The sequence below is a fragment of the Acrocarpospora pleiomorpha genome (assembly GCF_009687885.1).
Classification (GTDB): Bacteria; Actinomycetota; Actinomycetes; order Streptosporangiales; family Streptosporangiaceae; genus Acrocarpospora; species Acrocarpospora pleiomorpha.
In genome coordinates this window covers 8,800-31,441 of sequence record NZ_BLAF01000005.1, presented here as the reverse complement: position 1 = coordinate 31,441, position 22,642 = coordinate 8,800, and the positions used below count along the sequence as shown (strand labels likewise).

Annotated in this window: 20 protein-coding genes; 11 read left to right on the top strand and 9 right to left on the bottom strand. The window is 71.0% G+C overall.

What is annotated here, in order from left to right:
• The coding region (locus tag Aple_RS51785; RefSeq protein WP_218038092.1) for a hypothetical protein at positions 1-1,262 on the bottom strand (1,262 nt) is incomplete at its 3' end.
• 226 nt (positions 1,263-1,488) lie between these two features.
• On the opposite strand from Aple_RS51785, the gene Aple_RS03040 reads away from it, so the two are divergent.
• From Aple_RS03040 to Aple_RS03025, 4 genes are all read left to right on the top strand, one after another.
• The gene (locus Aple_RS03040; protein ID WP_155342901.1) at positions 1,489-3,087 is read left to right on the top strand and encodes an ABC-F family ATP-binding cassette domain-containing protein; all 1,599 of its coding nucleotides are present in this window, start codon (positions 1,489-1,491) and stop codon (positions 3,085-3,087) included.
• Positions 3,088-3,201: 114 nt separating this feature from the next.
• A complete protein-coding gene (locus Aple_RS03035) occupies positions 3,202-3,417 on the top strand; it encodes a helix-turn-helix domain-containing protein (RefSeq protein WP_155336977.1) in 216 nt (71 codons plus the stop codon).
• Between the two features lie 112 nt (positions 3,418-3,529).
• Positions 3,530-4,357 carry an enoyl-CoA hydratase/isomerase family protein gene (locus Aple_RS03030; protein WP_155342900.1) on the top strand — a complete coding sequence of 276 codons (828 nt, stop codon included), beginning with the start codon at positions 3,530-3,532 and terminating at the stop codon, positions 4,355-4,357.
• Positions 4,358-4,418: 61 nt separating this feature from the next.
• Positions 4,419-6,302, top strand: coding sequence for an ABC transporter ATP-binding protein (locus Aple_RS03025; protein WP_155342899.1), 1,884 nt, complete (start codon positions 4,419-4,421; stop codon positions 6,300-6,302).
• On the opposite strand, the gene Aple_RS03020 is transcribed toward Aple_RS03025, so the two are convergent.
• The gene (locus tag Aple_RS03020) at positions 6,277-7,179 is read right to left on the bottom strand and encodes a sulfotransferase (protein WP_155342898.1); all 903 of its coding nucleotides are present in this window, start codon (positions 7,177-7,179) and stop codon (positions 6,277-6,279) included. The genes Aple_RS03025 and Aple_RS03020 overlap by 26 nt on opposite strands.
• 31 nt (positions 7,180-7,210) lie before the next feature.
• Here Aple_RS03020 and Aple_RS03015 point away from each other — a divergent pair, with 31 nt between their 5' ends.
• Together Aple_RS03015 and Aple_RS03010 are read left to right on the top strand one after the other, a co-directional pair.
• A complete protein-coding gene (locus tag Aple_RS03015; RefSeq protein ID WP_155342897.1) occupies positions 7,211-8,128 on the top strand; it encodes a S66 peptidase family protein in 918 nt (305 codons plus the stop codon).
• A gap of 101 nt (positions 8,129-8,229) precedes the next feature.
• A complete protein-coding gene (locus Aple_RS03010; protein WP_246264079.1) occupies positions 8,230-9,105 on the top strand; it encodes a hypothetical protein in 876 nt (291 codons plus the stop codon).
• Here the strand turns inward: Aple_RS03010 and Aple_RS03005 are convergent.
• Entirely contained in the window at positions 9,098-10,852 is a 1,755-nt protein-coding gene (locus Aple_RS03005; protein WP_155342896.1) for a glycoside hydrolase family 15 protein, read from the bottom strand. The two genes, Aple_RS03010 and Aple_RS03005, sit on opposite strands and share 8 nt — an antisense overlap.
• Before the next feature lie 5 nt (positions 10,853-10,857).
• Positions 10,858-11,457, bottom strand: coding sequence for a membrane protein YczE (yczE, locus tag Aple_RS03000; RefSeq protein ID WP_155342895.1), 600 nt, complete (start codon positions 11,455-11,457; stop codon positions 10,858-10,860).
• Between the two features lie 79 nt (positions 11,458-11,536).
• On the opposite strand from yczE, the gene yczR reads away from it, so the two are divergent.
• Positions 11,537-12,949: a MocR-like transcription factor YczR gene (gene yczR, locus Aple_RS02995; protein WP_155342894.1), complete on the top strand. Its 1,413-nt coding sequence runs from the start codon at positions 11,537-11,539 to the stop codon at positions 12,947-12,949.
• Here the strand turns inward: yczR and Aple_RS02990 are convergent.
• Positions 12,933-13,547 carry a trimeric intracellular cation channel family protein gene (locus Aple_RS02990; protein WP_155342893.1) on the bottom strand — a complete coding sequence of 205 codons (615 nt, stop codon included), beginning with the start codon at positions 13,545-13,547 and terminating at the stop codon, positions 12,933-12,935. The two genes, yczR and Aple_RS02990, sit on opposite strands and share 17 nt — an antisense overlap.
• A gap of 117 nt (positions 13,548-13,664) precedes the next feature.
• Here Aple_RS02990 and Aple_RS02985 point away from each other — a divergent pair, with 117 nt between their 5' ends.
• From Aple_RS02985 to Aple_RS02975, 3 genes are all read left to right on the top strand, one after another.
• Entirely contained in the window at positions 13,665-15,500 is a 1,836-nt protein-coding gene (locus tag Aple_RS02985; RefSeq protein WP_155342892.1) for an AMP-dependent synthetase/ligase, read from the top strand.
• 108 nt (positions 15,501-15,608) lie between these two features.
• Complete coding sequence (locus tag Aple_RS02980) at positions 15,609-16,535, top strand: Ig-like domain-containing protein (protein WP_155342891.1); 927 nt, start codon at positions 15,609-15,611, stop codon at positions 16,533-16,535.
• A 156-nt stretch (positions 16,536-16,691) separates the two neighbouring features.
• Complete coding sequence (locus tag Aple_RS02975; RefSeq protein ID WP_155342890.1) at positions 16,692-17,603, top strand: hypothetical protein; 912 nt, start codon at positions 16,692-16,694, stop codon at positions 17,601-17,603.
• Positions 17,604-17,659: 56 nt separating this feature from the next.
• On the opposite strand, the gene Aple_RS02970 is transcribed toward Aple_RS02975, so the two are convergent.
• Genes Aple_RS02970 through Aple_RS02960 form a run of 3 tightly spaced genes read right to left on the bottom strand, consistent with a single transcriptional unit; the run spans position 17,660 to position 20,251 of the window.
• A complete protein-coding gene (locus tag Aple_RS02970) occupies positions 17,660-18,676 on the bottom strand; it encodes an NAD(P)/FAD-dependent oxidoreductase (protein ID WP_155342889.1) in 1,017 nt (338 codons plus the stop codon).
• Entirely contained in the window at positions 18,673-19,194 is a 522-nt protein-coding gene (locus tag Aple_RS02965; protein ID WP_155342888.1) for an isoprenylcysteine carboxyl methyltransferase family protein, read from the bottom strand. Before Aple_RS02965 ends, Aple_RS02970 begins: the two co-directional genes overlap by 4 nt.
• 10 nt (positions 19,195-19,204) lie before the next feature.
• A complete protein-coding gene (locus Aple_RS02960; protein ID WP_155342887.1) occupies positions 19,205-20,251 on the bottom strand; it encodes a type III polyketide synthase in 1,047 nt (348 codons plus the stop codon).
• 138 nt (positions 20,252-20,389) lie between these two features.
• Here Aple_RS02960 and Aple_RS02955 point away from each other — a divergent pair, with 138 nt between their 5' ends.
• Positions 20,390-21,229: a UbiA family prenyltransferase gene (locus tag Aple_RS02955; RefSeq protein ID WP_246264077.1), complete on the top strand. Its 840-nt coding sequence runs from the start codon at positions 20,390-20,392 to the stop codon at positions 21,227-21,229.
• On the opposite strand, the gene Aple_RS02950 is transcribed toward Aple_RS02955, so the two are convergent.
• Complete coding sequence (locus Aple_RS02950; RefSeq protein WP_155342885.1) at positions 21,226-22,380, bottom strand: RtcB family protein; 1,155 nt, start codon at positions 22,378-22,380, stop codon at positions 21,226-21,228. The genes Aple_RS02955 and Aple_RS02950 overlap by 4 nt on opposite strands.
• Positions 22,381-22,642: the final 262 nt, after the last annotated feature.

Genomic DNA, 22,642 nt, shown 5'->3' with positions numbered 1-22,642 from the left:
CCCGCCGGTCTGAGGGTCAGCGCCAGTTTGGGGTTGGTCACGCGTCCGGAGGCCGCCGACGGGGCGAGGTCGGCGCCCGGCTGCACCTGGAAGCCGACGGCGCTCTTGGTCGTGACGACCTGCGCGGCGATGTCGACGGGCTCGGCGTCCGGCACCTCCGTACCGGCACCGGAGCGGTCGTCGCCCTGGGCGGTGGCGTCCGGCGGTCCGGCGGGCAGGGCGCCGGGTCCCGCGCGCAGGCCGCGCCGGGCCGCCGCGGTGACGGCGAGGCCGCCCTCGGAGGAGACGTCGGCCGCCGCCGGGGCGTCCAGGAGTGACACGCCCTGCGGCAGGGCGCCCTGCCGATCGGCCCGGCCGACGAGGAAGACGCGGCCGTCCGTGCCGGCCTGCACCGTCAGCTCGCCCAGCGGGCCGGACGCCAATTCGCGGGTCTCCCCGCGCAGGTACTGCCGGACCTTGACCGACGCACCGTCGCGGGTGGCGAAGGCCACGCCGCCGTCGGCGGTCGCGCGCAGGTCGAACGGCACCGAGTCGGTGGCCGCGAGCTGGGTGAGCTCGCCGCCCGCCCGCACCTCCACGAGCCGCGCCCCGTCGGCCGCCACCACCGTGTCCCCCACGGGGACGGCCGAGGTGAGCTGGCCGGTGGCCACGACGGCCCGGGTCACGCGCTTGGCGGCGGTGTCGACGGTGAGCAGGCGGGTGGTGCCGTGCCGCTCGCTGACGCCCTGCGTGAGCGCGACCGTGTCACCGGCGCCGCAGCCCGGGTTGAAGTAGGCGAGCGTCACCTGGTCTCTGAGCTTGGTGACGGCGCCGGTCCTGGCGTCGATGATCGCGGCGAAGGCGCCCCGGCTGAACAGCCAGTCGCGGTTGGTGAAGTAGCGCGGCGCGTAGACGGCCACGATCTTGGTGCCGGATCCGGTGAGGCAGGCGTTGCCGATCCACTGGTCGGTGTCCATGCCGGGCTCGGTGAGGGTGGCGACGGTCCGCCACTGGTAGCCCGTGGCGGCCGTCGCCGTGAACACGTGGAACCCGGTCGCGTCACCGGCCGTGGTGACGGCGAGGTCGTTGGACTTCTGCCAGTTCGCGCCCAGCACCCGGTCGCGTGACTCCGGCTGGACGGACGACAGTTCGAGATGCTGCGGCGGTGGGGTCGGGGCGGGCGCGGGCGGCTCGGCCAGCGCGGGGGTCGCGGGGGTGAGCAGGGTGGCCAGACTGGCGGCGATCGTGGCGCCGATGAGGAGCAGCCGCCGGGGGTGTCTCATACCCGGGAGCATCGGCAGGCCGCCTTGACACGGCCTTGCCATCGCCTACCGGCGGATGCCGGGATCGGTGAGGATGCGGCGCGGGCGGTTAACTAGGTGGCCGGGGTTCTGGGTGGTCTTACAATTGCTGGCATGGGCACTCCCGATTGATTTCTCCCCGCGTATCGATCGACTTCCTCGTACCGGGTCCCCTCAGCCACGCCTGCCACGGAGTGTTCCGCTCATCATGATCATTGCAACTGACGTCGAACTGCGCGCCGGATCGCGCCTGCTCATCGAGAAGGCCAGCTTCCGGGTCAACTCGGGTGACAAGATCGGTCTCGTCGGCCGGAACGGGGCCGGGAAGACCACGCTCACCCGGGTGCTCGCGGGTGAGGGCATCCCCGCCACCGGCTCCGTCACCATTTCCGGAGATGTCGGCTATCTGCCGCAGGACCCGCGCACCGGCGACCTCCAGGTCCTCGCCCGCGACCGGATCCTGTCCGCGCGCGGCCTCGACGAGATCATCCGCGACCTGCGCGCCGCCGAACTCGGCATGTCCTCGGCCGACGAACGCTCCCGCGACAAGGCCGTCCGGGCGTACGGCAGGCTGGAGGACCGCCTGCACGTGCTCGGCGGCTACGCGGCCGAGTCCGAGGCCGCCTCCATCGCCTCCAGCCTCGGCCTGCCGGACCGGGTGCTCAGGCAGCCCCTGGAAACCCTCTCCGGCGGCCAGCGCAGGCGGGTCGAACTGGCCAGGATCCTGTTCAGCGGAGCTGAGACTCTCCTCCTGGACGAGCCGACAAACCACCTCGATGCCGACTCAATCGGGTGGCTTCGTGATTTTTTGCGATCACACCAGGGCGGCTTGATCATTATCAGCCACGATGTTGGTCTACTTGAAGCGACGGTAAACCGCGTTCTGCACCTGGACGCCAACCGCTGCGTGATCGACACGTACAACGTCGGCTGGAAGGCGTATCTGGCGCAGCGGGAGACCGACGAGAAGCGGCGCAAGCGCGAGCGGGCCAACGCCGAGAAGCAGGCCTCGGCGCTGATGTCGCAGGCCGACAAGATGCGGGCGAAGGCCACCAAGGCCAAGGCCGCGCAGGACATGACCCGCCGGGCCGAGCGGCTGCTGTCGGGCCTGGAGAGCGAGCGGCGCTCCGACAAGGTCGCCAAGCTGCGCTTCCCGGCCCCCGCGCCGTGCGGCAAGACCCCGCTCACGGCGGTGGAACTGTCCAAGTCCTACGGCTCGCTCGAAGTCTTCACCGACGTGGACGCGGCCGTGGACCGGGGCAGCCGGGTGGTCATCCTGGGCCTCAACGGCGCCGGCAAGACCACCCTGCTGCGCATCCTCGGCGGCCTGGAGAAGCCCGACACCGGCGAGGTCCGCCCAGGTCACGGGCTCAAGATCGGCTACTACGCGCAGGAGCACGAGACGCTCGACCCGGGCCGCACCGTGCTGGAGAACATGCGCTCCGCCGGGCCCGACCTGGCCGACGTGGACCTGCGCAAGACGCTCGGGTCCTTCCTGTTCACCGGGGACGACGTGGACAAGCCCGCCGGGGTGCTGTCCGGCGGGGAGAAGACCCGGCTGGCGCTGGCCACCCTGGTGCTGTCCAGCGCCAACGTGCTGCTGCTCGACGAGCCCACCAACAACCTCGATCCGGCCTCCCGGGAGCAGGTTTTGTCGGCGTTAAGGTCCTATTCTGGGGCGATTGTGCTAGTCACGCATGATGAGGGCGCGGTTGACGCTCTACAACCGGATAGGGTGATCTTGCTACCTGACGGAATCGAAGACGCGTGGAGCGATGAATTTTCCGATCTTGTGGCCCTCGCCTGATCGTAATTTTGACGGGTACGGATCTTTTCCCTGGGAGTAGGTAGCCGATCTCGCCGAAATGACTGATCATGGCGTGAGTAACGCTGCGGAAGTCTGGCACTACAGGAGGTACTCGTGGCCGAGACTCTGAAGAAGGGCACCCGGGTGACCGGGGCCGACCGTGAAAAACTGGCCAGCGATCTCAAGAAGCGCTATGCCGCGGGTGAGAGCATCCGGGCACTGGCCGCTTCCACCGGCCGGTCGTACGGGTTCATCCACCGCATCCTCTCCGAGTCCGGTGTGACTCTGCGGGGACGCGGCGGGGCGACCCGAGGCAAGTCCAAGCGCTAGATCCGCCTCACAGTAGCGACCGCAGCCGCTCAGTCCCGTATGTCCACGAGCGGCCGCGTCTGAGATGCCGAACTATGTTCGGTAGGCTCGGACGCGACCGCAGGGGAAGGGGATGCCGGTGACTGTGGACGCGAATCTTGGGGGGAGTGCGGAGGCCATCTCGGCGAGCGAGCTCGCGGAGATCGGACTGCGCTATGAGGTGGACGGCGCGATCGCGACGATCACGCTGGACCGGCCGGACAAGCGAAACGCGCAGACGTTCGCCACCTGGTCGGCCCTGGCCCGGATCGGGGAGCACATTCCGGATCAGGTGCGGATCGTCGTCGTGAAAGGCGAGGGGCCGTCCTTCTCAGCGGGCATCGACCTGCGCATGTTCACGCCAGAGGGGGTGCCCGGGCAGGGCTCGTTCGTCTCGGCCGCGTCTCTCGAGGAAACCACTTTCGAGAGACGGATAGCGGACGCTCAGCGCGGCTTCCTGTGGCTGCGCCGCCCGGACATCGTCTCCATCGCGGCCGTGCACGGTCACGCGATCGGCGCGGGGTTCCAGCTGGCCCTCGCCTGCGACCTGCGGGTGGTGGCCGATGATGTGAAATTCTGTATGAAGGAGCCGGCGCTCGGGCTCGTTCCCGACCTGACCGGCACCAAGCCGCTGGTCGAACTGGTGGGGCTGCCCCGGGCGATCGAGCTGTGCCTGACCGCGCGGGTGGTCGGCGCCGAGGAGGCGGTCCGGCTGGGCCTGGCGGAGCTCGCGGTTCCCGCGGGGGAGCTGGCGCAGGCCGTACAGGATCTGGCGGGGGCGTTGCTGGCGACCGACCGCGGGGCCGCGACGGCGACCAAGCGGCTGTTGCAGGGCGCCCTGGGGCGCAGCCTGGAGGAGCAGGCGATCGCCGAGCGGAGGGAGCAGATCGTGCGAATCAGAACCCTGTTCGCTTCTGGCTGAGGCGGAATCGGCGGGGCGTCCGGCGGGTTGATGATTACGTGATTACAACGCTTGGACGGCTATGGCGATGATGGGCGGGGGCTACGGCCCCTCGGTGATGCGGTCCATGCGCCGCGACAGCTCGGTGATGCACGAACGGCTCAAGCCGGGCACGGTCCGGCGCATCACGCGCTACGCGGGCACGTTCCGCTGGCAGATCGCGGCCTTCCTGGCGTTCGTCGTGGCCGATTCGATGATCGTCATCGCCAACCCGCTGCTGGTGAAGACGATCATCGACACCGGCATCCCGCAGAAGCGGATCGACCTGGTGGTCTGGCTGGCCCTGGCCATCGCCGGCCTGGCCGTGCTGGACGCGATGCTCAGCATGGGCGAGCGCTGGTTCTCCGCGCGCATCGGCGAGGGCCTGATCTACAAGCTGCGCACCGAGGTGTTCGACCACGTCCAGCGCATGCCGGTGGCGTTCTTCATGCGGGCCCAGACCGGCGCGCTGGTGTCCCGCCTCAACTCCGACGTGATCGGCGCCCAGCGGGCGATCACCAGCACCCTGTCGTCGGTCGTGTCCAACGTGATCGGCCTGGTCATCGTGATGGCCACCATGCTGGTCCTGTCCTGGCAGATCACCCTGGTGGCGCTGGCCATGCTGCCCATCTTCGTGATCCCCGCCAAGCTGGTCGGCCGCAAGATGTCCCAGCTGACCCGCGAGCAGATGCAGCTGGACGCCGAGATGGGCTCGGTCATGACCGAGCGCTTCAACGTGGCGGGCGCGATGGTCGCCAAGCTCTACGGCCGCCCCGACGAGGACGCGGTCTACTTCAGCCAGCGCGCCGCCCGGGTCCGCGACCTGGGCATCACCGTGGCCATGGCCGGCACGGTCTTCCGGATCGCGCTCGGCCTCATCGCCGCCCTCGCCACCGCCCTGGTGTACGGCTTCGGCGGCGTCCTGGCCATCGGCGACACCTTCCAGCTCGGCACCCTGGTCGCCATGTCCGCCCTGCTGATGCGCCTGTACGGCCCGCTGACCAGCCTCTCCAACGTGCACGTGGACGTGATGACGGCCCTGGTCAGCTTCGACCGGGTCTTCGAGGTCCTGGACCTCAAGCCGATGGTCGCCGAGCGGCCGGGCGCCCGCGCGATCCCGCCGGGCCCGGTCACGATCGAGTTCGACGGTGTGCGCTTCCACTACCCGGCCGCGGCCGAGGTGTCGCTGGCCTCGCTGGAGACGGTGGCCAGGCCGGAGACGGGCGAACCCGCTCAGGTGCTGAACGGCGTGTCGTTCACCGCGCGTCCGGGCGAGCTGGTCGCGCTGGTCGGGCATTCGGGTGCGGGCAAGACCACCACGACCTCCCTGGTCTCCCGCCTGTATGACGTGAACGAGGGCGCGGTGCGGCTCAACGGCGTGGACGTCCGGGACGCCACCCTGGAGAGCCTGCGTGACACCGTGGGCGTGGTCATGCAGGACGCTCACCTGTTCCACGACACCATCGGCAACAACCTCCGCTACGCGCGCCCTGACGCCACCGACGAGGAGGTCTGGGAGGCGCTGCGGGCAGCGCAGATCGCCGATCTGATCCACAGCCTGCCCGACGAGCTGGAGACCGTCGTCGGCGACCGCGGCTACCGGCTGTCCGGCGGCGAGAAGCAGCGCATCGCGCTCGCCCGGCTGCTGCTCAAGGCCCCCGCCGTCGTCGTCCTGGACGAGGCCACCGCGCATCTGGACTCCGAGTCCGAAGCGGCCGTCCAGAAAGCCCTCAAGACCGCCCTGCAGGGCCGGACTTCACTGGTGATCGCGCACCGGCTCTCCACGATCAGGGAGGCCGACACGATCCTGGTCATGCAGGACGGCCGGGTCGCCGAGCGGGGCGGCCACGAGGAGCTGCTGGCCCGGGGCGGCCTGTACGCCGAGCTGTACAGAACCCAGTTCACCGCTGGTAGCCCAGCCGCTTGAGCTCCTCCCTGGCCACCTTCTCCACGATCTTCAGGTCGTCCGGGGTGAGGCGGCGTCTCCAGGCGCCGACCTTGGGGGCGCTGGCGCCGTACAGGGCGATGGTGGAGATCTTGGTGTCCAGGAAGGCGGAGACCGTGTCGATCGCCTCGGCGGGGGAGCGGTGCAGGTCCTCGTAGCGGACGGTGAGCAGCTGCTCGGGCGGGAGCTCCTTGCGCAGGACGGCGCTGAGCCGGATGGCGGCGCGCCAGCGCAGGGCGCTCTTGCCCGCCGTGGCCATCTCCTTCCAGCGGTCCCGGTGCGCGGCCGCGTTCACGCCCAGGAACGGGTTGGGGAACTCGGTGTCCTCGGCCAGCATGTGCGGCTTGAACCAGGCCATCGCGGCCGGGTCGCCCAGCATGTCGGCGACCACGTCCCGGCCGTCCCTGATCAGCTGCACGAACCGGGCGTCCGGGAAGGCCTGGAGCAGCACCGGCGCGCTGTAGAGCAGGTCGGGGCTGGCGTCGCCGAACCTGGCCAGCGTGCCCGCGCCGATCTGCTCCAGCGCGCACGGGCCCGCGCCGCCGGAGCCGATCAGGCCGCCCGCCTCCCGGCACGGCGCCGCGCACTCCCCGCACGCGCCCGGCATCACCTGCCAGGCCTCGGCCAGCACGTCGCGCAGCACCCGCGGCGCGCCGCCGCTCCTGGCGATGGACGGCTTGCGGGCGAACGCGTAGACCACGCGCGCCACCGGCGCCCGGCCCATCGTGAGATGGAAGCCCGGGGAACGTTTCAGGGCACGCGCGAGCAGGTCCGCGCCGGAGTGCGGGGCGCCGAGCACGAAGACCGGCTGTCGGACCTTTACGCCGTTTACCACGAGAATGTGGGTCGGATGTCGCATAGGTGAGCCCTAGTCTGACACCCTTTGGGGGGTGCACGAACGCACCCCGCCGAGGCTTGCTCCCGGCGACACCGTAGCCCTGGTCGCCCCGTCCGGACCGATCGACGCCGAGCGCCTCTGGCGGGGCCGCCGCGTCCTCGCCGACCTGGGGCTGAACGTCGTCCTCGGGTCCCGGATCTTCACCCGCCGCGGCTACCTGGCCGGCCCCGACGTGGCCCGCGCCGCCGATCTCCAGGAGGCCTGGTGCGATCCCGAGGTGGCCGCGGTCATCTGCGCCCGCGGCGGGTACGGCGCCGGCCGCCTGCTCGACCTGATCGACTGGGACGCCATGAAGTCGGCCGGATCCAAGATCCTGGTCGGCTCCAGCGACATCACCGCGCTGCACCTGGCGTTCGCCCGGCGGCTCGGCCTGGCCACCGTGTTCGGCCCGATGCCCGCCTGCGCCACGCTGGCCGACCCGGAGGGGCCGGAGCCGTACTCGCTCGGGCACCTGCACACGACGCTGTTCCACGGGCATACGCCGACGGCCGTCACCGGGGACCGGGTGATGTCGGAGGGCCGGGCGGTCGGGCCCATGATCGGCGGCAATCTGACGCTGCTGGCGGCGATGTGCGGAACGCCGTACGAGATGCGGGCCGAAGGGCATATCGTGCTGCTTGAGGATGTGGGGGAGGATCCGTACAGGATTGATCGCATGCTCACCCAGCTGGCGCAGAACGGGGCGTTCGACGGGGTCAAGGGGTTCGCGCTCGGGTCCTGGGTGGACTGCGGGAACGTTCTACCCATCCTGGCCGAACGGCTGATTCCGCTGGGAGTGCCGATCCTCGCGGGGCTGCCGATCGGTCATGGATCACCACAGTTCAGTGTGTGGCTCGGGACAGATGGGGTTATTGATACCGAATCGTGCTCTCTGACTGGCCTCATCAGCGACACGGACAAGGCACCCTGAAGCTGGATTTCTCAGCACGCCATTTTCAACTGAAACGCGGAGGGATGGGTGCCTTGGGTCTGTTGCGGCGGCTACGTGGTCGGATCCGGCCCGGACAGCCCGTGCAGCCTGAGCCACGAGCGGCCGAGGACGTGGACCTCGACTCGCTGCTCGGGCTCGTCGTGGAGACGATGGGCTACACGTGCGCCTTCGAGAACGACGGCACCTCGCTGCTCATGGGCGACCGCGCCGGGGACGGCTCCGGACCCGTCCGCACCGTCAACCTGGTCGGCCTGCGCCGCGAGGCCGCGCGGCGGTCCCGCGAGGACTGGCCGATGCTGGTCTCCGAGCACCTCTCCCGGGCGATCTCCGGCGAGCCGTTCGACGCCTGCAACCTGCCGCGGATCAAGCCGCTGCTGCGCACCCGGGTGCACGCCGCCGACGACCCGTCCATCCCGGACCCGTCCCGGATCATCGGCCGCCACCTGAGCGCCGACCTGATCGAGGTGCTCACCATCGGCGGCCGCCCGGTCCGGCCGGAAGAGGCGTTCTGCTGGCCGATCCCGCCCGCCGAGGCCCTCGACGTCGCGCTGGGCAACGCCCTCGCCGACGAGCGCCTCACGGCCGAGCACCTCGACCTCGGCGGCGTCAACGTGCGCCTGCTGACCGCGCCCACCGCCGTCGCCCACCTGCGCCGGCTGCCCGCCCCCGCCGACGGCGTGCTGGTCGTGCTCCCGCACTCGGGCGCGATCGCCGTGCACCCGGTCGAGGGCATCGGCGTCGTACGGGCCCTGGAACGCCTGCGCGTCTACGCCCAGCGCGAGTTCGACGAGCGGCGCGCGGACGGGCTCAGCCCGCACGTGTACTGGTGGCATCACGACCGGCTCACCCGCATCCAGGCCGACCTGGTGGCCCAGGACGGCCAGGTGCGCCTGGTGGTCACCCCGCCCGCCGAGTTCGCCCGGCTGCTGGCCCGCCTGGCCGGAGGGGCTAACTGAGGGCCTGCGCGGTGTGGATCAGCGGCACGTGGCTGAACGCCTGCGGGAAGTTGCCGACCATGCGGCCGTAGCGCGGGTCGAACTCCTCGGCCAGCAGGCCGACGTCGTTGCGCAGCGCCAGCAGGCGTTCGAACAGCTCGATCGCCTCCTCCTTGCGGCCGATCCTGGCCTTGGCCTCGGCCAGCCAGAAGCTGCAGGCCAGGAACGCGCCCTCGCCGCCGGGCAGGCCGTCCACGTTGTTGGACTCGGCGATCGGGTAGCGCAGGATGAAGCCGTCGCTGCTCAGCTCGCGCTCCACGGCCTCGATGGTGCCGTGCACGCGGGGGTCCTCCGGCGGCAGGAAGCCGACCATCGGGATCAGCAGCAGGGCCGCGTCCAGCTCGCGGGAGCCGTAGGACTGGGTGAAGGTGTTACGCTCCGCGTCGAAGCCCTTGCGGAGGACCTCGGCGTGGATGTGGTCGGCCAGCGCCTGCCACCGCTCGGCGGGGCCCGCCCGGCCCAGCTCCCTGACCACGCGGACCGCGCGGTCGGCGGCCACCCAGGCCATCACCTTGGAGTGGGTGAAGTGCCGCCGGGGGCCGCGGACCTCCCACAGGCCCTCGTCGGGCTGGTCCCAGCCGGTCTCGATGAAGTCCAGCATCTTGCGGGTCAGCTGCCAGGCGTGGTCGTTGGGGGGCAGGCCGTGGCGGAGTGACTGGTAGAGGCAGTTGATGACCTCGCCGTACACGTCCAGCTGGAGCTGGTCGACCGCGCCGTTGCCGATCCTGGCCGGGCGGGAGCCCTCGTAGCCGGGCAGCCAGTCCAGGGTCATCTCGGGGAGGCGGCGTTCGCCGGCCACGCCGTACATGATCTGGAGGTCCTGCGGGCGGCCCGCGATCGCGCGCAGCAGCCACTCCCGCCAGGCCCCGGCCTCCTCCAGGTAGCCGGACTGGATGAGCGCGTCCAGGGTCATGGTGGCGTCGCGCAGCCAGCAGTAGCGGTAGTCCCAGTTGCGGACGCCGCCGAGGTCCTCGGGCAGCGAGGTGGTGGGGGCGGCCACGATGCCGCCGGTGGGCGCGTAGGTGAGGGCCTTGAGGGTGACCATGGACCGGACCACCGCGTCCCGCCAGGGGCCGCCATGGCGGCCGGAGGCCACCCATTCCGTCCAGAACGCCTCGGTCTCGGCGAGCTGGTGGATCGGGTCGATGTCCTCGGGGCGGGGCTGGTGCGAGGGGTGCCAGGTGAACACGAACGTCTGCCGCTCCCCGGCGGAGACCCGGAAGGTGGCCTTGTGCTTGTAGTCGCCGCCCTTCAGCGGGATCGAGGAGCGCAGCCAGACCGAGTCGGGGCCGCCGATGGCCTGCACGTGGCCGTCCCCGCGCCGCACCCACGGCACGATCCGGCCGTAGTCGAACCTGATCCGGATCTCGGTGCTCATCTCCACCGTGCCGGCCACGCCCTCCACGACCCGGACCAGGTCCGGGTTGATGTGCCGGGGCGGCATGAAGTCGATCACCTTGACCGTGCCGCCCGGGGTGTCCCAGACGCTCTCCAGGATGAGCGTCTCCCCCCGGTACGCGCGGCGAGTGGCGGGCTCACCCGAGCTGGGGCCCAGCCACCAGGAGCCGTGGGACTCCTCGCCGAGCAGCTTGGCGAAGCACGCGGGGGAGTCGAACCGGGGCAGGCACAGCCAGTCGATCGAACCGTCCCGCCCGACCAGGGCCGCCGACTGCATGTCCCCGATGAGCGCGTAATCCTCGATCCGCATGCTCGTCACGCTACACGCTGTAACCGCATGAACAGCTGAGTCAGCGGGCCGATCGCGGCGGCGAAGACCAGGGTGCCCACGCCGACGGTCCCGCCCAGGAGCCAGCCGACCGCCAGCACGCCGACCTCGATGATCGTGCGGGCCAGCCGGATCGACAGGCCCGCCCGGTGCAGGCCGGTCATCAGCCCGTCGCGCGGGCCCGGGCCCATGCCCGCGCCGATGTAGAGGGCGGTCGCGAAGGCCACCAGCACGACCGCCGCCAGCAGGTACGCCCAGCGCACGGCCAACTGCCCCGGCGTGGGGGAGAGCCAGATGGTGGCGTCGGCGCACAGGCCGAGCAGGACGATGTTGCTGATCGTGCCCAGGCCGGGCTTCTGGCGCAGCGGGATCCAGAACACCATCACCAGCGCGCCGACCAGGATGATCCAGGTGCCGATCGACCACCCGGTGCGTACGGCCAGGCCCTGGTGGAAGACGTCCCAGGGGTCGTTGCCGAGCGCGGACTCGACTTGCAGGCCGATGCCCGCGCCGTACAGGGCGAGGCCGGAGTAGAGGCGGAGCAGGCGGGCCGGGAAGGACGCGACGGGAATGGAGAGCTCAGTCATAGTGCCCCAATCCTTCCGGCGCGGTAAGTCCCGATAAAGAGCCAATTTCGGGAAATGGCCCTATATTGGGCGGGTGATTATGAGCGCGGGGCAGCTGGCCCGGCTGGTCGAGGTGCCGCAGGACGCGCGGCCGTACTATCGGGCGCTGGCCTCGGCCGTGCGGGATCGCATCCTGGACGGGCGGCTGCCGGTGCGGGTGCGGCTGCCCGCGGAGCGGCAGCTGGCCGAGGCGCTCGGGGTGAGCAGGACCACCGTGACCTCCGCCTACGACCGGCTGCGCGGGCAGGGCTACCTGGAGAGCCGCCAGGGCGCCGGCAGCTGGACGGCGCTGCCGGACCCGAGCGCCTGCGCCGACAATCCGTGGGCGAGCGCCGACGACGGCGGCCTGCTCCCGTTGCACGCCGCCGCCCCGCCCGCGTCCCGCTTCCTGGACGAGGCGCTCGCGCACGCGGGCGCCGGCTACCACCGGTTCACCCTGGGCATGGGATACGACCCGATCGGCCTGCCGGAGCTGCGGGCGGCCGTCGCGGCGCGCTACACGGCGCGCGGCCTGGCCACCCGGCCCGACCAGATCATCGTCACCACCGGCGCGCAGCAGGCCATCCACCTGCTGATGACACTCCACGCCGGGGCGGGGGACCCGGTGCTGCTGGAGTCGCCGACCTACCCGCACGTGATCGACCTGGCCCGGCTGCGCGGAGCCAGGATCGTCCCGGTGGGCGTCCCGGCCGACGGGCGCCACCTCGACCTGCTGATCAGCGCGGCACGGCAGTCCGGGGCCCGGCTGGCCTACCTGATCCCCGACTTCCAGAACCCGACCGGCCATCTGATGAGCGCCGACGACCGGGCCGCCCTGGTGGCCGCCGCGCGGCGCCACGACCTGACCGTGATCGTGGACGAGACCTGGACCGAACTCGCCATCGACGACCTGGACCAGCCGCCGCCCACGGCGGTCTTCGACACCGACGGCCGGGTCGTCAGCGTCGGATCCGCCTCCAAGCTCTGGTGGGGCGGGCTCCGCATCGGCTGGATCAGGGCGAGCGCCGCCCTGGTCCGCCGCCTGGCCGTGCTGCGCGCCTCCGTGGACATCGCCAGCGCCCTGTTCGAGCAGCTCGTCGTGGCCCGCCTGTTCGACCGCATCGAGGAGACCAGGGCCGAACGGCGGCGCGCCCTCGCCGCCTCCCGCGCGGCCCTGGTGGACGTGCTCCGCCGCGAACTCCCGGACTGGAGCTTCCGCGTCCCCGGCGGCGGCGGATCGCTCTGGATCCGCCTCGGCGCGCCGATCGCGACGCCGCTCTCCGAGGCGGCCGCCGCCGCGGGGGTACGGCTCGCGCCCGGCCCCTGGTTCGGCGTCGACGGAACCCTGGAAGGCCACCTGCGGCTGCCGTTCACCCAGCCCCCGGACGTGCTCGTGGACGCGGTGCGCCGGATCGCCGCGTCCAGGGGGGCGGCCGGTCGCAGCCCCCGGGCCTCGCTCATTCCCGCGTTGTGATCCCTCGCGCCAGGGGCGCCCGCCAGGAGTAGCGCATCGCCAGCAGGCGCAGGGTGAAGGCCAGCAGGGCGGCGGCGCAGGTGGCGGCGAAGTAGTCCATGCCCAGGCGGGACAGCACCGCCATCAGGGTCGCGCCGAGCATGGCGGGGACGGCGTAGAGCTGGCGGTCGTAGAGCAGGGTGGGGGCCTCGCCGGAGAGCAGGTCGCGCAGGATGCCGCCGCCGACGGCGGTGCAGACGCCGAGCAGCACCGCGTGCGGCGCGGACAAGCCGAACAGCAGGGCCTTCTCGGTGCCGACCGCGCAGAACAGGCCGAGCCCGGCGGCGTCGAACACCAGGATGGCGGGCATCAGCCGGGCCACCTGCGGGTGCCAGAAGAACACCACGGCCGTCGCGGCGACCGGGACGAGCAGGTAGCCGACGTCGCGGAAGGCGGCGGGCTGGATGCCGATGAACAGGTCCCGCAGCACGCCGCCGCCGACGGCGGTGAAGAACGCGAGGACCGCCATGCCGACCACGTCCAGCCGCTTCCGCACGCCCTGCAGCGCCCCGGAGGTGGCGAAGACGAAGATCCCGGCGAGATCGAGTACGGAAGTCACCGAATAATCATCCCATCACCGGCTCTATGCCAAAAATTCTCGTAGAAAGGGGGGTTGTCAGGGATTGCTTACACATGATGCGATGCAGGCCACCTGTACGCACATACGGAGGGTGGAATGGCGGATCCTCAGGTCCTTCAGGAACGTGCGGCGATCGAGCAGGACATCGCCGGCCGGACCATCTGTCAGCAGTTCGCGGAGACGGCCGAGCGGTATCCCGACTCGCCCGCCTACTCCGACCCGGTGGAGGGCGGCTGGTCCACCCAGACCTACGCCGAAGCCCGGCAGCGGGTCCTGGAGATCGCGGCGGGCTTCGCCGCGCTCGGCCTCCAGCCCGGCGACGCGGTCGCGCTGATGATGGTCAACCGCAGCGAGCACGTCCTGGCCGACCTGGGCGCCGTGCACGCGGGCGCGGTGCCGGTCTCGGTCTACAGCACCTTCGCGCCCGACCAGGTCTCCTTCGTGGCGCAGAACGTCGGCGCGAAGGTCGTCGTGCTCGGCGGGCCGCGCGAGTTATCCCGGTGGGAGCCCATCCTGGCCGAGCTGCCGGCCCTGACCAAGATCATCATGCTGGAGGGGGCCACCGGCGACCAGCTGTCCTGGGCGGACTTCCTGGCCCTCGGCGCGTCGGCGCTCGCGGCCGACCCCGGCGCGGCCGAGGAGCGGTGGCGGGCCGTCGGCCCCGACGACACGGTGACCGTGCTCTACACCTCCGGCACCACCGGCATGCCCAAGGGCGTGCCGCTGACCCACCGCAACGTGCTGTTCGAGGTGGGCGCCACCGACCGGATGACCTCGCTGCCCACCCAGGGCACCCAGATCTCCTACCTCACCTACGCGCACATCGCCGAGCGGGTCCTGTCCCTCTACCTGCCCGTGTTCAAGGTCTCGCACGTGCACTTCTGCACCGACCTGGCCAACCTGGGCGCCACGCTGGGCGTGGTCAAGCCGGTCATGTTCTTCGGCGTGCCCCGGGTCTGGGAGAAGATGATGGCCCGGCTGCAGGCCCTGCTGGCCACCCAGCCGGAGGAGCAGCAGGAGAACGTGCGCGCCGCGATGGCCGCCGGGCTCGCCTACGTGGAGGCCGGCCAGCACGGCGGCACCCCCAGCCCCGAGGTCCAGGCCGCCTACGAGCAGGCCGACGCCGCGCTGCTGGGCATCATCCGCATGATGATCGGCTTCGAGAACGCCCGCTGGCTGGCCACCGCCGCCGCGCCGATGCCCCTGGAGGTCCAGCGCTTCTTCGCCGGCCTCGGCCTCAAGGTCCTCGACGTGTACGGCATGACCGAGACCACCGGCGCCTTCACCGCCAACAGCCCCGCCAGCTACCGCCTGGGCACCGTCGGCCGCGCCGAACCCGGCGTCGAGGTCCGCATCGCCGAGGACGGCGAGATCATCACCCGCAGCCCGCTCAACACCACCGGCTACCTCGACCGCCCCGAGGCCACCGCCGAGCTCCTGGACTCCGACGGCTGGCTGCACACCGGCGACGTCGGCTCCATCGACGAGGATGGCTTCGTCCGGATCGTGGACCGCAAGAAGGAGCTCATCATCACCGCCGGCGGCGAGAACATCTCCCCGGCCAACATCGAGAACTACCTCAAGGAACACCCCCTCATCGGCCAGGCCCTCGCCTTCGGCGACCGCCGCCCGTTCCCTGTCGCCATCCTCACCCTGGACGGCGAGGTCGCCCCCGGCTGGGCCCAGGCCAACGGCATCGCCTACGAGTCCCTCGCCGAACTGGCCGAGCACCCCGACGTGCTCAAGGCCGTGGAGGCGGCCATCGAGACGGCCAACGAGAAGCTGGCCCGGGTGCAGCAGGTGAAGAAGTGGCGGCTGCTGCCGGTGGAGTGGACGGCGGAGACCGAGGAGCTCACGCCCAGCCTGAAGCTCAAGCGCCGGGTGATCCACGCAAAGTACGCGGAGATCATCGACGACATGTACCGCGACTGATCCGCGTCCCGCCAGGGCCGTCCGTTTCCGGGCGGCCCTGTTTGTTTGCCATTCGGGGCGTGTGTCGGGTCAGTTCGTTTTGCCGTGGGCTGCCTAGCGTTCTGCGCCATGACGAGACGAATGCTCGCGACGCTGACCGCCGTCACGGCGCTCGCCTGGCCGGGGGTTCCGGCCCGGGCCGCGGAGACGGAGCTGTCGATCAGGTCCATCAGTTTGCGGCCGGCGGAGCCCGTGGTCCGGGCCACTGGCGCGGTGAAACTGGTCATCGATGTGGTAGCCCGGGGGGCGCACGGGGTGCGGGGCGTGACCGTGCTGGTCGAGCCCGGGCGCCCGCCGGCGGGCGCCACGAATCTGACGGGCGTGAACCCGGATCTCACCCCGGCGGAAACCTCGATCGAGCCCGCGGTCCCGCCCGCGGTCCCGCCCGCGGTCCCGCCTGCGGTTCCGCCTGTGGTGCCCGCTGTTCCGCCCGTGGCGCCAGCCGTTCCGGCCGCGCCCGCCGTTCCGGAGGTCAAGCCCGCGGCCGCGGAGCTGACGGCGACGGCGGTCAGGCCGCCGGTGGGATTCCACCGGTTCCGGCTGGCCGCGGAGGGGTGGCAGACCTGGCGGTTCAATCCGGCGGTGGGGCTGACGCGCTGGTATCCGAGCGGCGTGTGGACGATCGCGGCCACGGCCACCGATCAGGCGGGTAACGAGGTCAAGGCGTACACGACGTTCCATCTGCGGCGGGAGACGGTGCTGGAGGGGGTTGCGGTGAGCGAGCGGAAGAAGGTCCGGGTCTCCGGCACGCTGATGCGCCTGGATCCGTACGGACTGCTGGGCCGCAGGCCCTTCCGCAAGCGGAAGGAGGTGCTCATCCGGTTCCGGGGAACGGGCGGGGAATGGCAGACGGTGGCGTCCGCGCGGACCCGGCGGGACGGATCGTTCGACCAGCGGGTCAAACCAGCCGGAGAGGGGGTTTATCGGGTGGAATTCCCCGCTACCTCGCGTTATGCGGCGGATGTCAGCCCGGAACGGCGACCACGGCGTAATTAGACGCACGAGATATCGGTTCCGTTGCCAGATCGTGATCAGTTTTTCTCTGTCTTTTACGCAACTTTTCCCTGTCTTGACGCGTCTATGACGTAGGCGCGGTCTACCTCAGATCGCGTGTGTGAACGGGGAGAGGAAGCACCCTCTATGGTCAGACGAATGGCAACCGCCTTAGTGGCGGCCGCCGTGGGCGCTTCGGCGCTCGCGGTGGCGGGGCCCGCGTACGCGGATCCCGGCCCGAATGATGGGCACCATCCCGGGCCCGACCCGAAGATCACGAGCATCGTGGTCAATCCCAGCACGGTGGTGCTCAAGCACCGCCATGACTCAGAGGCCGTCTCGGTCACCGTCAAAGGTGTGGACCTCAAGTCCGCACAGGTCTACTTCGTTCCCAAGGGACACAATTGGGACGGCGGCGGCTACGGCGGCGGCGACCACGGCGGCAACGGTCCGTGGGACAAGAAGGATGACGAGAAGACGCCGGCCCCGGAGTACAAGCCGATCTGGTTCGCGGAGACCTTCTCCAAGACCATCGGCTGGAACGACCCGGTCGGCTCGTGGAGCGTGCGCGTTGTCGCCGAGGGCGTCAACGGCCGGAAGGTTTTCGGCGACAGCTCGTTCTTCGTCAAGCACCACACCTGGACTCCGCCGAAGAGTCCGAAGGGGACCCGGTTCGTGGGCTTCAACGCGAGCCCTGAGCCGGTCAAGCAGGGTCGCAAGCTGACCCTGGAAGGTCGCCTCCAGGTCGCCCAGTGCTACGGCGACCGGTACTACAAGTACGACAAAGCAAGAGTCGAACTCGATGGCTATCCCTCCTCCTCCTCGTGCTACGAAAGCCGCAAGTACTGGCACAGCTGGTACAAGCTCGGCTGGGAGGACATCGACGTCTACTTCCTGCCCAAGGGCTCGCACAAGTGGCGCTACGTCGACACGATCGAGACGAACCCCGACGGCACGTTCTACACGCAGGTCAAGGCGTACAAGTCTGGTACTTGGGGCGTCCGCTTCGACGGAAACCGCGATCTCGCGGGCTCCGAGGCGTACGACTACGTGAAGGTCGTCAAGAAGTAGGCATCTCGGCACAAGGACGGCCCGGTCTCCTTCGGGAGGCCGGGCCGTCCTGCCGTTCAGGCCAGCAGGGCGACCGCGGCGCGGAAGACGCCGGGCAGGGCGTGCGCGGCGGGGACGATGAGCTGGGCGGTCGGCCGGGTGTTCCTGGCCGCCAGGAGGGCGCCGGTCAGCGCGCGGTGCCGTGCCGACAGGCGCCGCCACTGGCGTTCGTAGTCCTCGGGCCGGCCGCCGGCCAGGCAGCGGACCAGCGCGTCGGCCGACTGAAAGGCGAGCGAGAGGCCCTCGCCGGTGAGGGCGTCCACGTAGCCCGCGGCGTCGCCGGCCAGGAGCACCCGCCCGGCCACGCGGGCGCGGGCGCGCTGGCGTAAGGGGCCCGCGCCGCGGATGCGGGTCGCGGTTGTCCCGGTCAGGCGGGCGGTGAGGGCGGGGAAGTCGGCGAGATGGTCGTCGTAGGGGCGGCGGACGGAGCTGAGCACGGCCACGCCGACCAGGTCGGGGGCCACCGGGGTGACGTACGCTTCGCCGCCGGTGGCCCAGTGGACCTCCACGTAGTCGGTCCAGGGTTCGACGCGGTAGTGGCGGCGTAAGCCGTACCGGCGGGTTCCGGAGACGGGGCGGGAGAGGCCGGCCATGGTCCTGATGGGGGAGTGTAAGCCGTCGGCGGCGACCAGCCAGCGGGCTCGGCGTCCGGCCGCCTCCACATGGCCGGAGAACTGCCGCACGTCGTCGATCCTGCCGGGGACGACCTCGATGCCCAGGCTCGCGGCCCGGGCGGCCAGAACGGCGTGTAAGGCGGTGCGCCGCACACCCAGGCCCTTGCGCCCGCCGGGGAAACCGGCGGCGACGTCGCGGCGGGCGTCGAGGTAGCGGATGCCGCGCAGCGGCCAGCCGTCCACGATGACGCCGAGCGACTCCAGGGCCTCCACACCGGTCGGCATCAGGCCTTCCCCGCACGCCTTGTCGATCGGCCCGGCCCGGGGCTCCACCACCACCGCCGTGAGCCCGGCGAGGCGAGCCCGGATCGCGGTGGCAAGACCCGCGGGCCCGCCGCCGGCCACCAGGATGTCGATCATGCCGTCGATCTTGTGCTGGCCAGGCGTAGGGCCGCCTCCTCGCACCGGATCCTGACCACCATCAGCACCGCGTTCGCCACGGTGAAGACCAGTGCGGTCACCCAGGCGGTGTGCGTCAGCGGCAGCGCCGCCCCTTCCACGGCCACCGCCACATAGTTCGGATGCCGCACCCACCGGTACGGCCCGCCGGTCACCAGCGGCATCCCCGGCACCACGATCACCCGCGTGTTCCACTGCGGCCCCAGCGTGGCGATGCACCACCAGCGCAACCCCTGCGCGGCGACGACCAGGGCCAGCATCGGCCAGCCGAGCCACGGCAGGAACGGCCGGTCGGCCACGGCCACCTCGATCAGGCAGCCCGCCAGCAGGCCGGTGTGCAGCGCGACCATCCACGGATAGTGCCCCTGGCCGGACACGACCGCGCCCCGCTCCCGGCTCCACCGCTCGTTGCGCCGCGCCACGACCATCTCGGCGAGCCGTTCCACCCCGACCAGCAGGACCAGCAGCGTGTATGCCATGCCGCCAGTCCTACCAGTTCAACAACACGAGTTCGGAACAGAATCCAGGGCCCATCGCGATGAGCAGCCCGGGCGTGCCCGGCGGCGGGCGCAGCGCGATCGTGTCCCGCAGCACGTGCAGCACCGACGAGGAGGACAGGTTGCCCACCCCGGCCAGGGAACGCCAGGTGACGTCCAGCGCGCCGGGCTTCAGGTCCAGGGTCTCGCCGACCGCCTCGAGCACCTTCGGGCCGCCGGGGTGGCAGACCCACGCGGCGACGTCCTCGATCGTCAGCCCGTGATCGGCGAGGAAGCCGCGGACGTCGTCGCCGAGATACTTCCGAGCCACGTCCGGCACCCCCGCGTCGAGCACGATCCGGAACCCGCTGTCGGTCACGTCCCAGCCCATGACGTGCTCGGAACCCGGATACAGGTGGCTCCTGGTGGCCACCACCGTCGCGTGCGCCCGCTCCGCCCGGGCGCCGCCGACGGCCACCACGGCCGCCGCGCCGTCGCCGAACAGCGCTCCCGCCACCAGGTTGGCCGCGCTGACGTCGCCCCGCTGCAGGGTCAGCGAGCACAGCTCGACCGAGAGCAGCACGGCCACGTGCTCCGGCCAGCCGCGCAGGTAGTCGTGGAGCCTGGCGATCCCGGACGCCCCGGCCACGCAGCCGAGCCCGAACACCGGCACCCGCTTCACGTCCGGGCGCAGCCCGAGACGGCCGGCCAGGCGGGCCTCGATGCTGGGCGCGGCGATCCCGGTCACCGAGGTGAACATGATCATGTCGACGTCCCGCGCGGTCAGCCCCGCCTCCGCCAGCCCGCCGAGCACGGCCTCCGCGCCCAGATCGAGGGCGGCCTCGATGAAGACGTCGTTGGCCATCCCGAAACCGGACACTTTCTCATAGTCGGCCAGCGGCATCGCGAGATGGCGATACTCCACTTTCGCGCTGCGATGCAGGCGATCCAGCACCCGCCGATCGGCTCCCGGGCACATCCGCGCGACGGCGTCCGTGATTTCAGCCTGCGGATATCGATTCGGCGGCACAACACCATAAACAGCGGCAATTCGGGACATCAGGCTCCCCGTCTCACGGTTACCTGTCGAATCACTAATGCCCAACTTCAACTCGCCCACCCCCTGTTTCCGGACATGCCCGACTTATCACGCTTCTAATCTGGTGTAGGGGTTATGTCCCGGGGGCATTTCCGGTCTGTGAGCGACCCCCTTCTCCGGCTGACACCCGCGCACGGGCTGGTGGCCGCCTGCCATCCCGGGCCGACCCTCGCCGTCACCGCCCTGGTCACCGCGCTGGCGGCGGGGAGCGGGCGGTCGATCGCGGCGTGCGTCGGGGTGGCGCTGGCCGTGCTGGCCGGGCAGTTATCCGTCGGCTGGTGCAATGACGCCGTGGACGCGGCCAGGGACGTCGCGACCGGGCAGCGGGGCAAGCCGATCGCGCTCGGGCTGGTCAGCGTGCGCGCGGTCGGGGTCGCGGCGGCCGTGGCGCTGGTGCTCTGCGTGCCGCTGTCGCTGCTGTCCGGGCTGCCCGCGGCGGTCGCGCATCTGACGGCGGTGGCCGTCGCATGGGCGTACAACCTGGGGGTGAAGGCCACCGTGCTGTCCTGGATGCCGTACACGGTGGCGTTCGGGATGGTTCCGGTGTTCATCGCGGCGGGGCTGCCGGGCAGTCCCTGGCCCGCCTGGTGGGCGGTGAGCGCGGCGGCGCTGCTCGGGTTCGGCGCGCATCTGGCCAACGTGCTGCCCGACATCGACGCCGACCTGGCCACCGGCGTGTGCGGCCTGCCGCAGCGGCTCGGCGCCCGCCGGGTCCGGGCCCTCGCCCCCGTCCCGCTGCTCCTGGCCGCGGCACTGCTCGTCCTCGCGCCGCCCGGAAGTCCAGGACCGCCCGGCTGGACGGCTCTCGCCGCCGCCTCGATCCTGACGGCGGCGAGCTGGACGTTCGGCGCGCGGCGCCCGCGCGCCCCGTTCGTGACCGCGATCGCCGTGGCCGCGGTCGGCGTCGCCCTGCTGCTCGCCCGGGGCGCCGGGGTCTAGCCCTTGTAGTTGAAGACCTGGTGCAGGGTGTGCCGGATCTCGACCAGGTCCCGCTGGTCGGCCATGACCCTGTCGATGGACTTGTACGCCTTCGGGTGCTCGTCCACCAGCGCCGCCGCCCGGCTGGCGTTCCAGGTCCGCCCGCGCATGGCCTCCGTCAGCGACCTCGCGGTCAGCTCCCGCCGCGCCTGGCCGCGCGACATCCGCCGCCCCGCGCCGTGCGAGCAGGAGTTGTACGACTCCGGGTTGCCCAGCCCGCGGACGATGTACGACTGGGTGCCCATCGATCCCGGAATGACGCCGTCGTCACCCCGGTCGGCCTTGATCGCGCCCTTCCGGGTGATCCACAGGTCGGTGCCGTAATGCTTCTCCCGCTGAGCGAAATTGTGGTGACAATTGATCGTTTCCACCATTTCGCCCTTCTTGACGATGCTGAACAGGGCGTTGTTCAGCACCACGTTCATCCGGGCGCGGGACGCCATCGCGTACGCCTGCGCCCACAGCATGTCCTCGATGTAGGCGGTGAACTCCGGGGTGCCCTGGACCAGGTAGGCCATGGCCGGGTCCTCCAGCGCGATCGCCTGGCGCTCCATCATGCTCTTGGCGTCCACGATGTGCTTGGTGGCCAGCTGGTTGCCGATCCCGCGCGAGCCGGAGTGCAGCACCGTCCAGACCCGGTTCCGCTCGTCGAGGCAGACCTCGACGAAGTGGTTGCCCGAGCCGAGCGTGCCGAACTGGACCGAGACCGTGTGCGCCTGCTTGGCCGTCAGCTCGGTGTGCGGGCGGCCCAGCGCGTCCAGCGCGTGGTCGATCGCGCTGTCCTCGTGGCCCTTGCCTACCCCGGCCGGGATGCGCTTCTCCACCAGCGGCATCAGCGCGTCCAGCGAGTGCGGCAGGTCCTCGGCGGTCAGCGAGGTCCTGGTCGCGATCATGCCGCAGCCGATGTCCACGCCAACGGCGGACGGGATGATCGCGCCCTCGGTGGGGATGACCGATCCGACCGTGGCGCCGATGCCGACGTGCGCGTCCGGCATGAGCGCGACGTGGCCCGCCACGAAGCTCATCCGGGCGGCGCGCGCGGCCTGCGTGATCGCGCCCGGGTCCAGGTCACTCGCCCACGAAAGCACGTTCGGGGCGACCTCGTTCGGCATGATGATCCTTTCGTCGGCCTCCAGTGTGCCCAGCCGCCGGACGAGATCCCACTGGTTTTCGTTCAGCCAGGGGCACGGCTGGCGAGGTGGAGCAGGGCGATCAGGCCACTGCCAAGCAACGCGGACACTCCGCCGAACCCGAACCGCGTCCACCGATGTGTTGTAGGGATTTGCGCTGGCCGAAGGGCGGGGCGAAGCCCCCGGAGCGGGCAATCCCCGGGGGTCGGGGCGGAAGCCCCGGAAACAATCAAGGGTGGGCGGG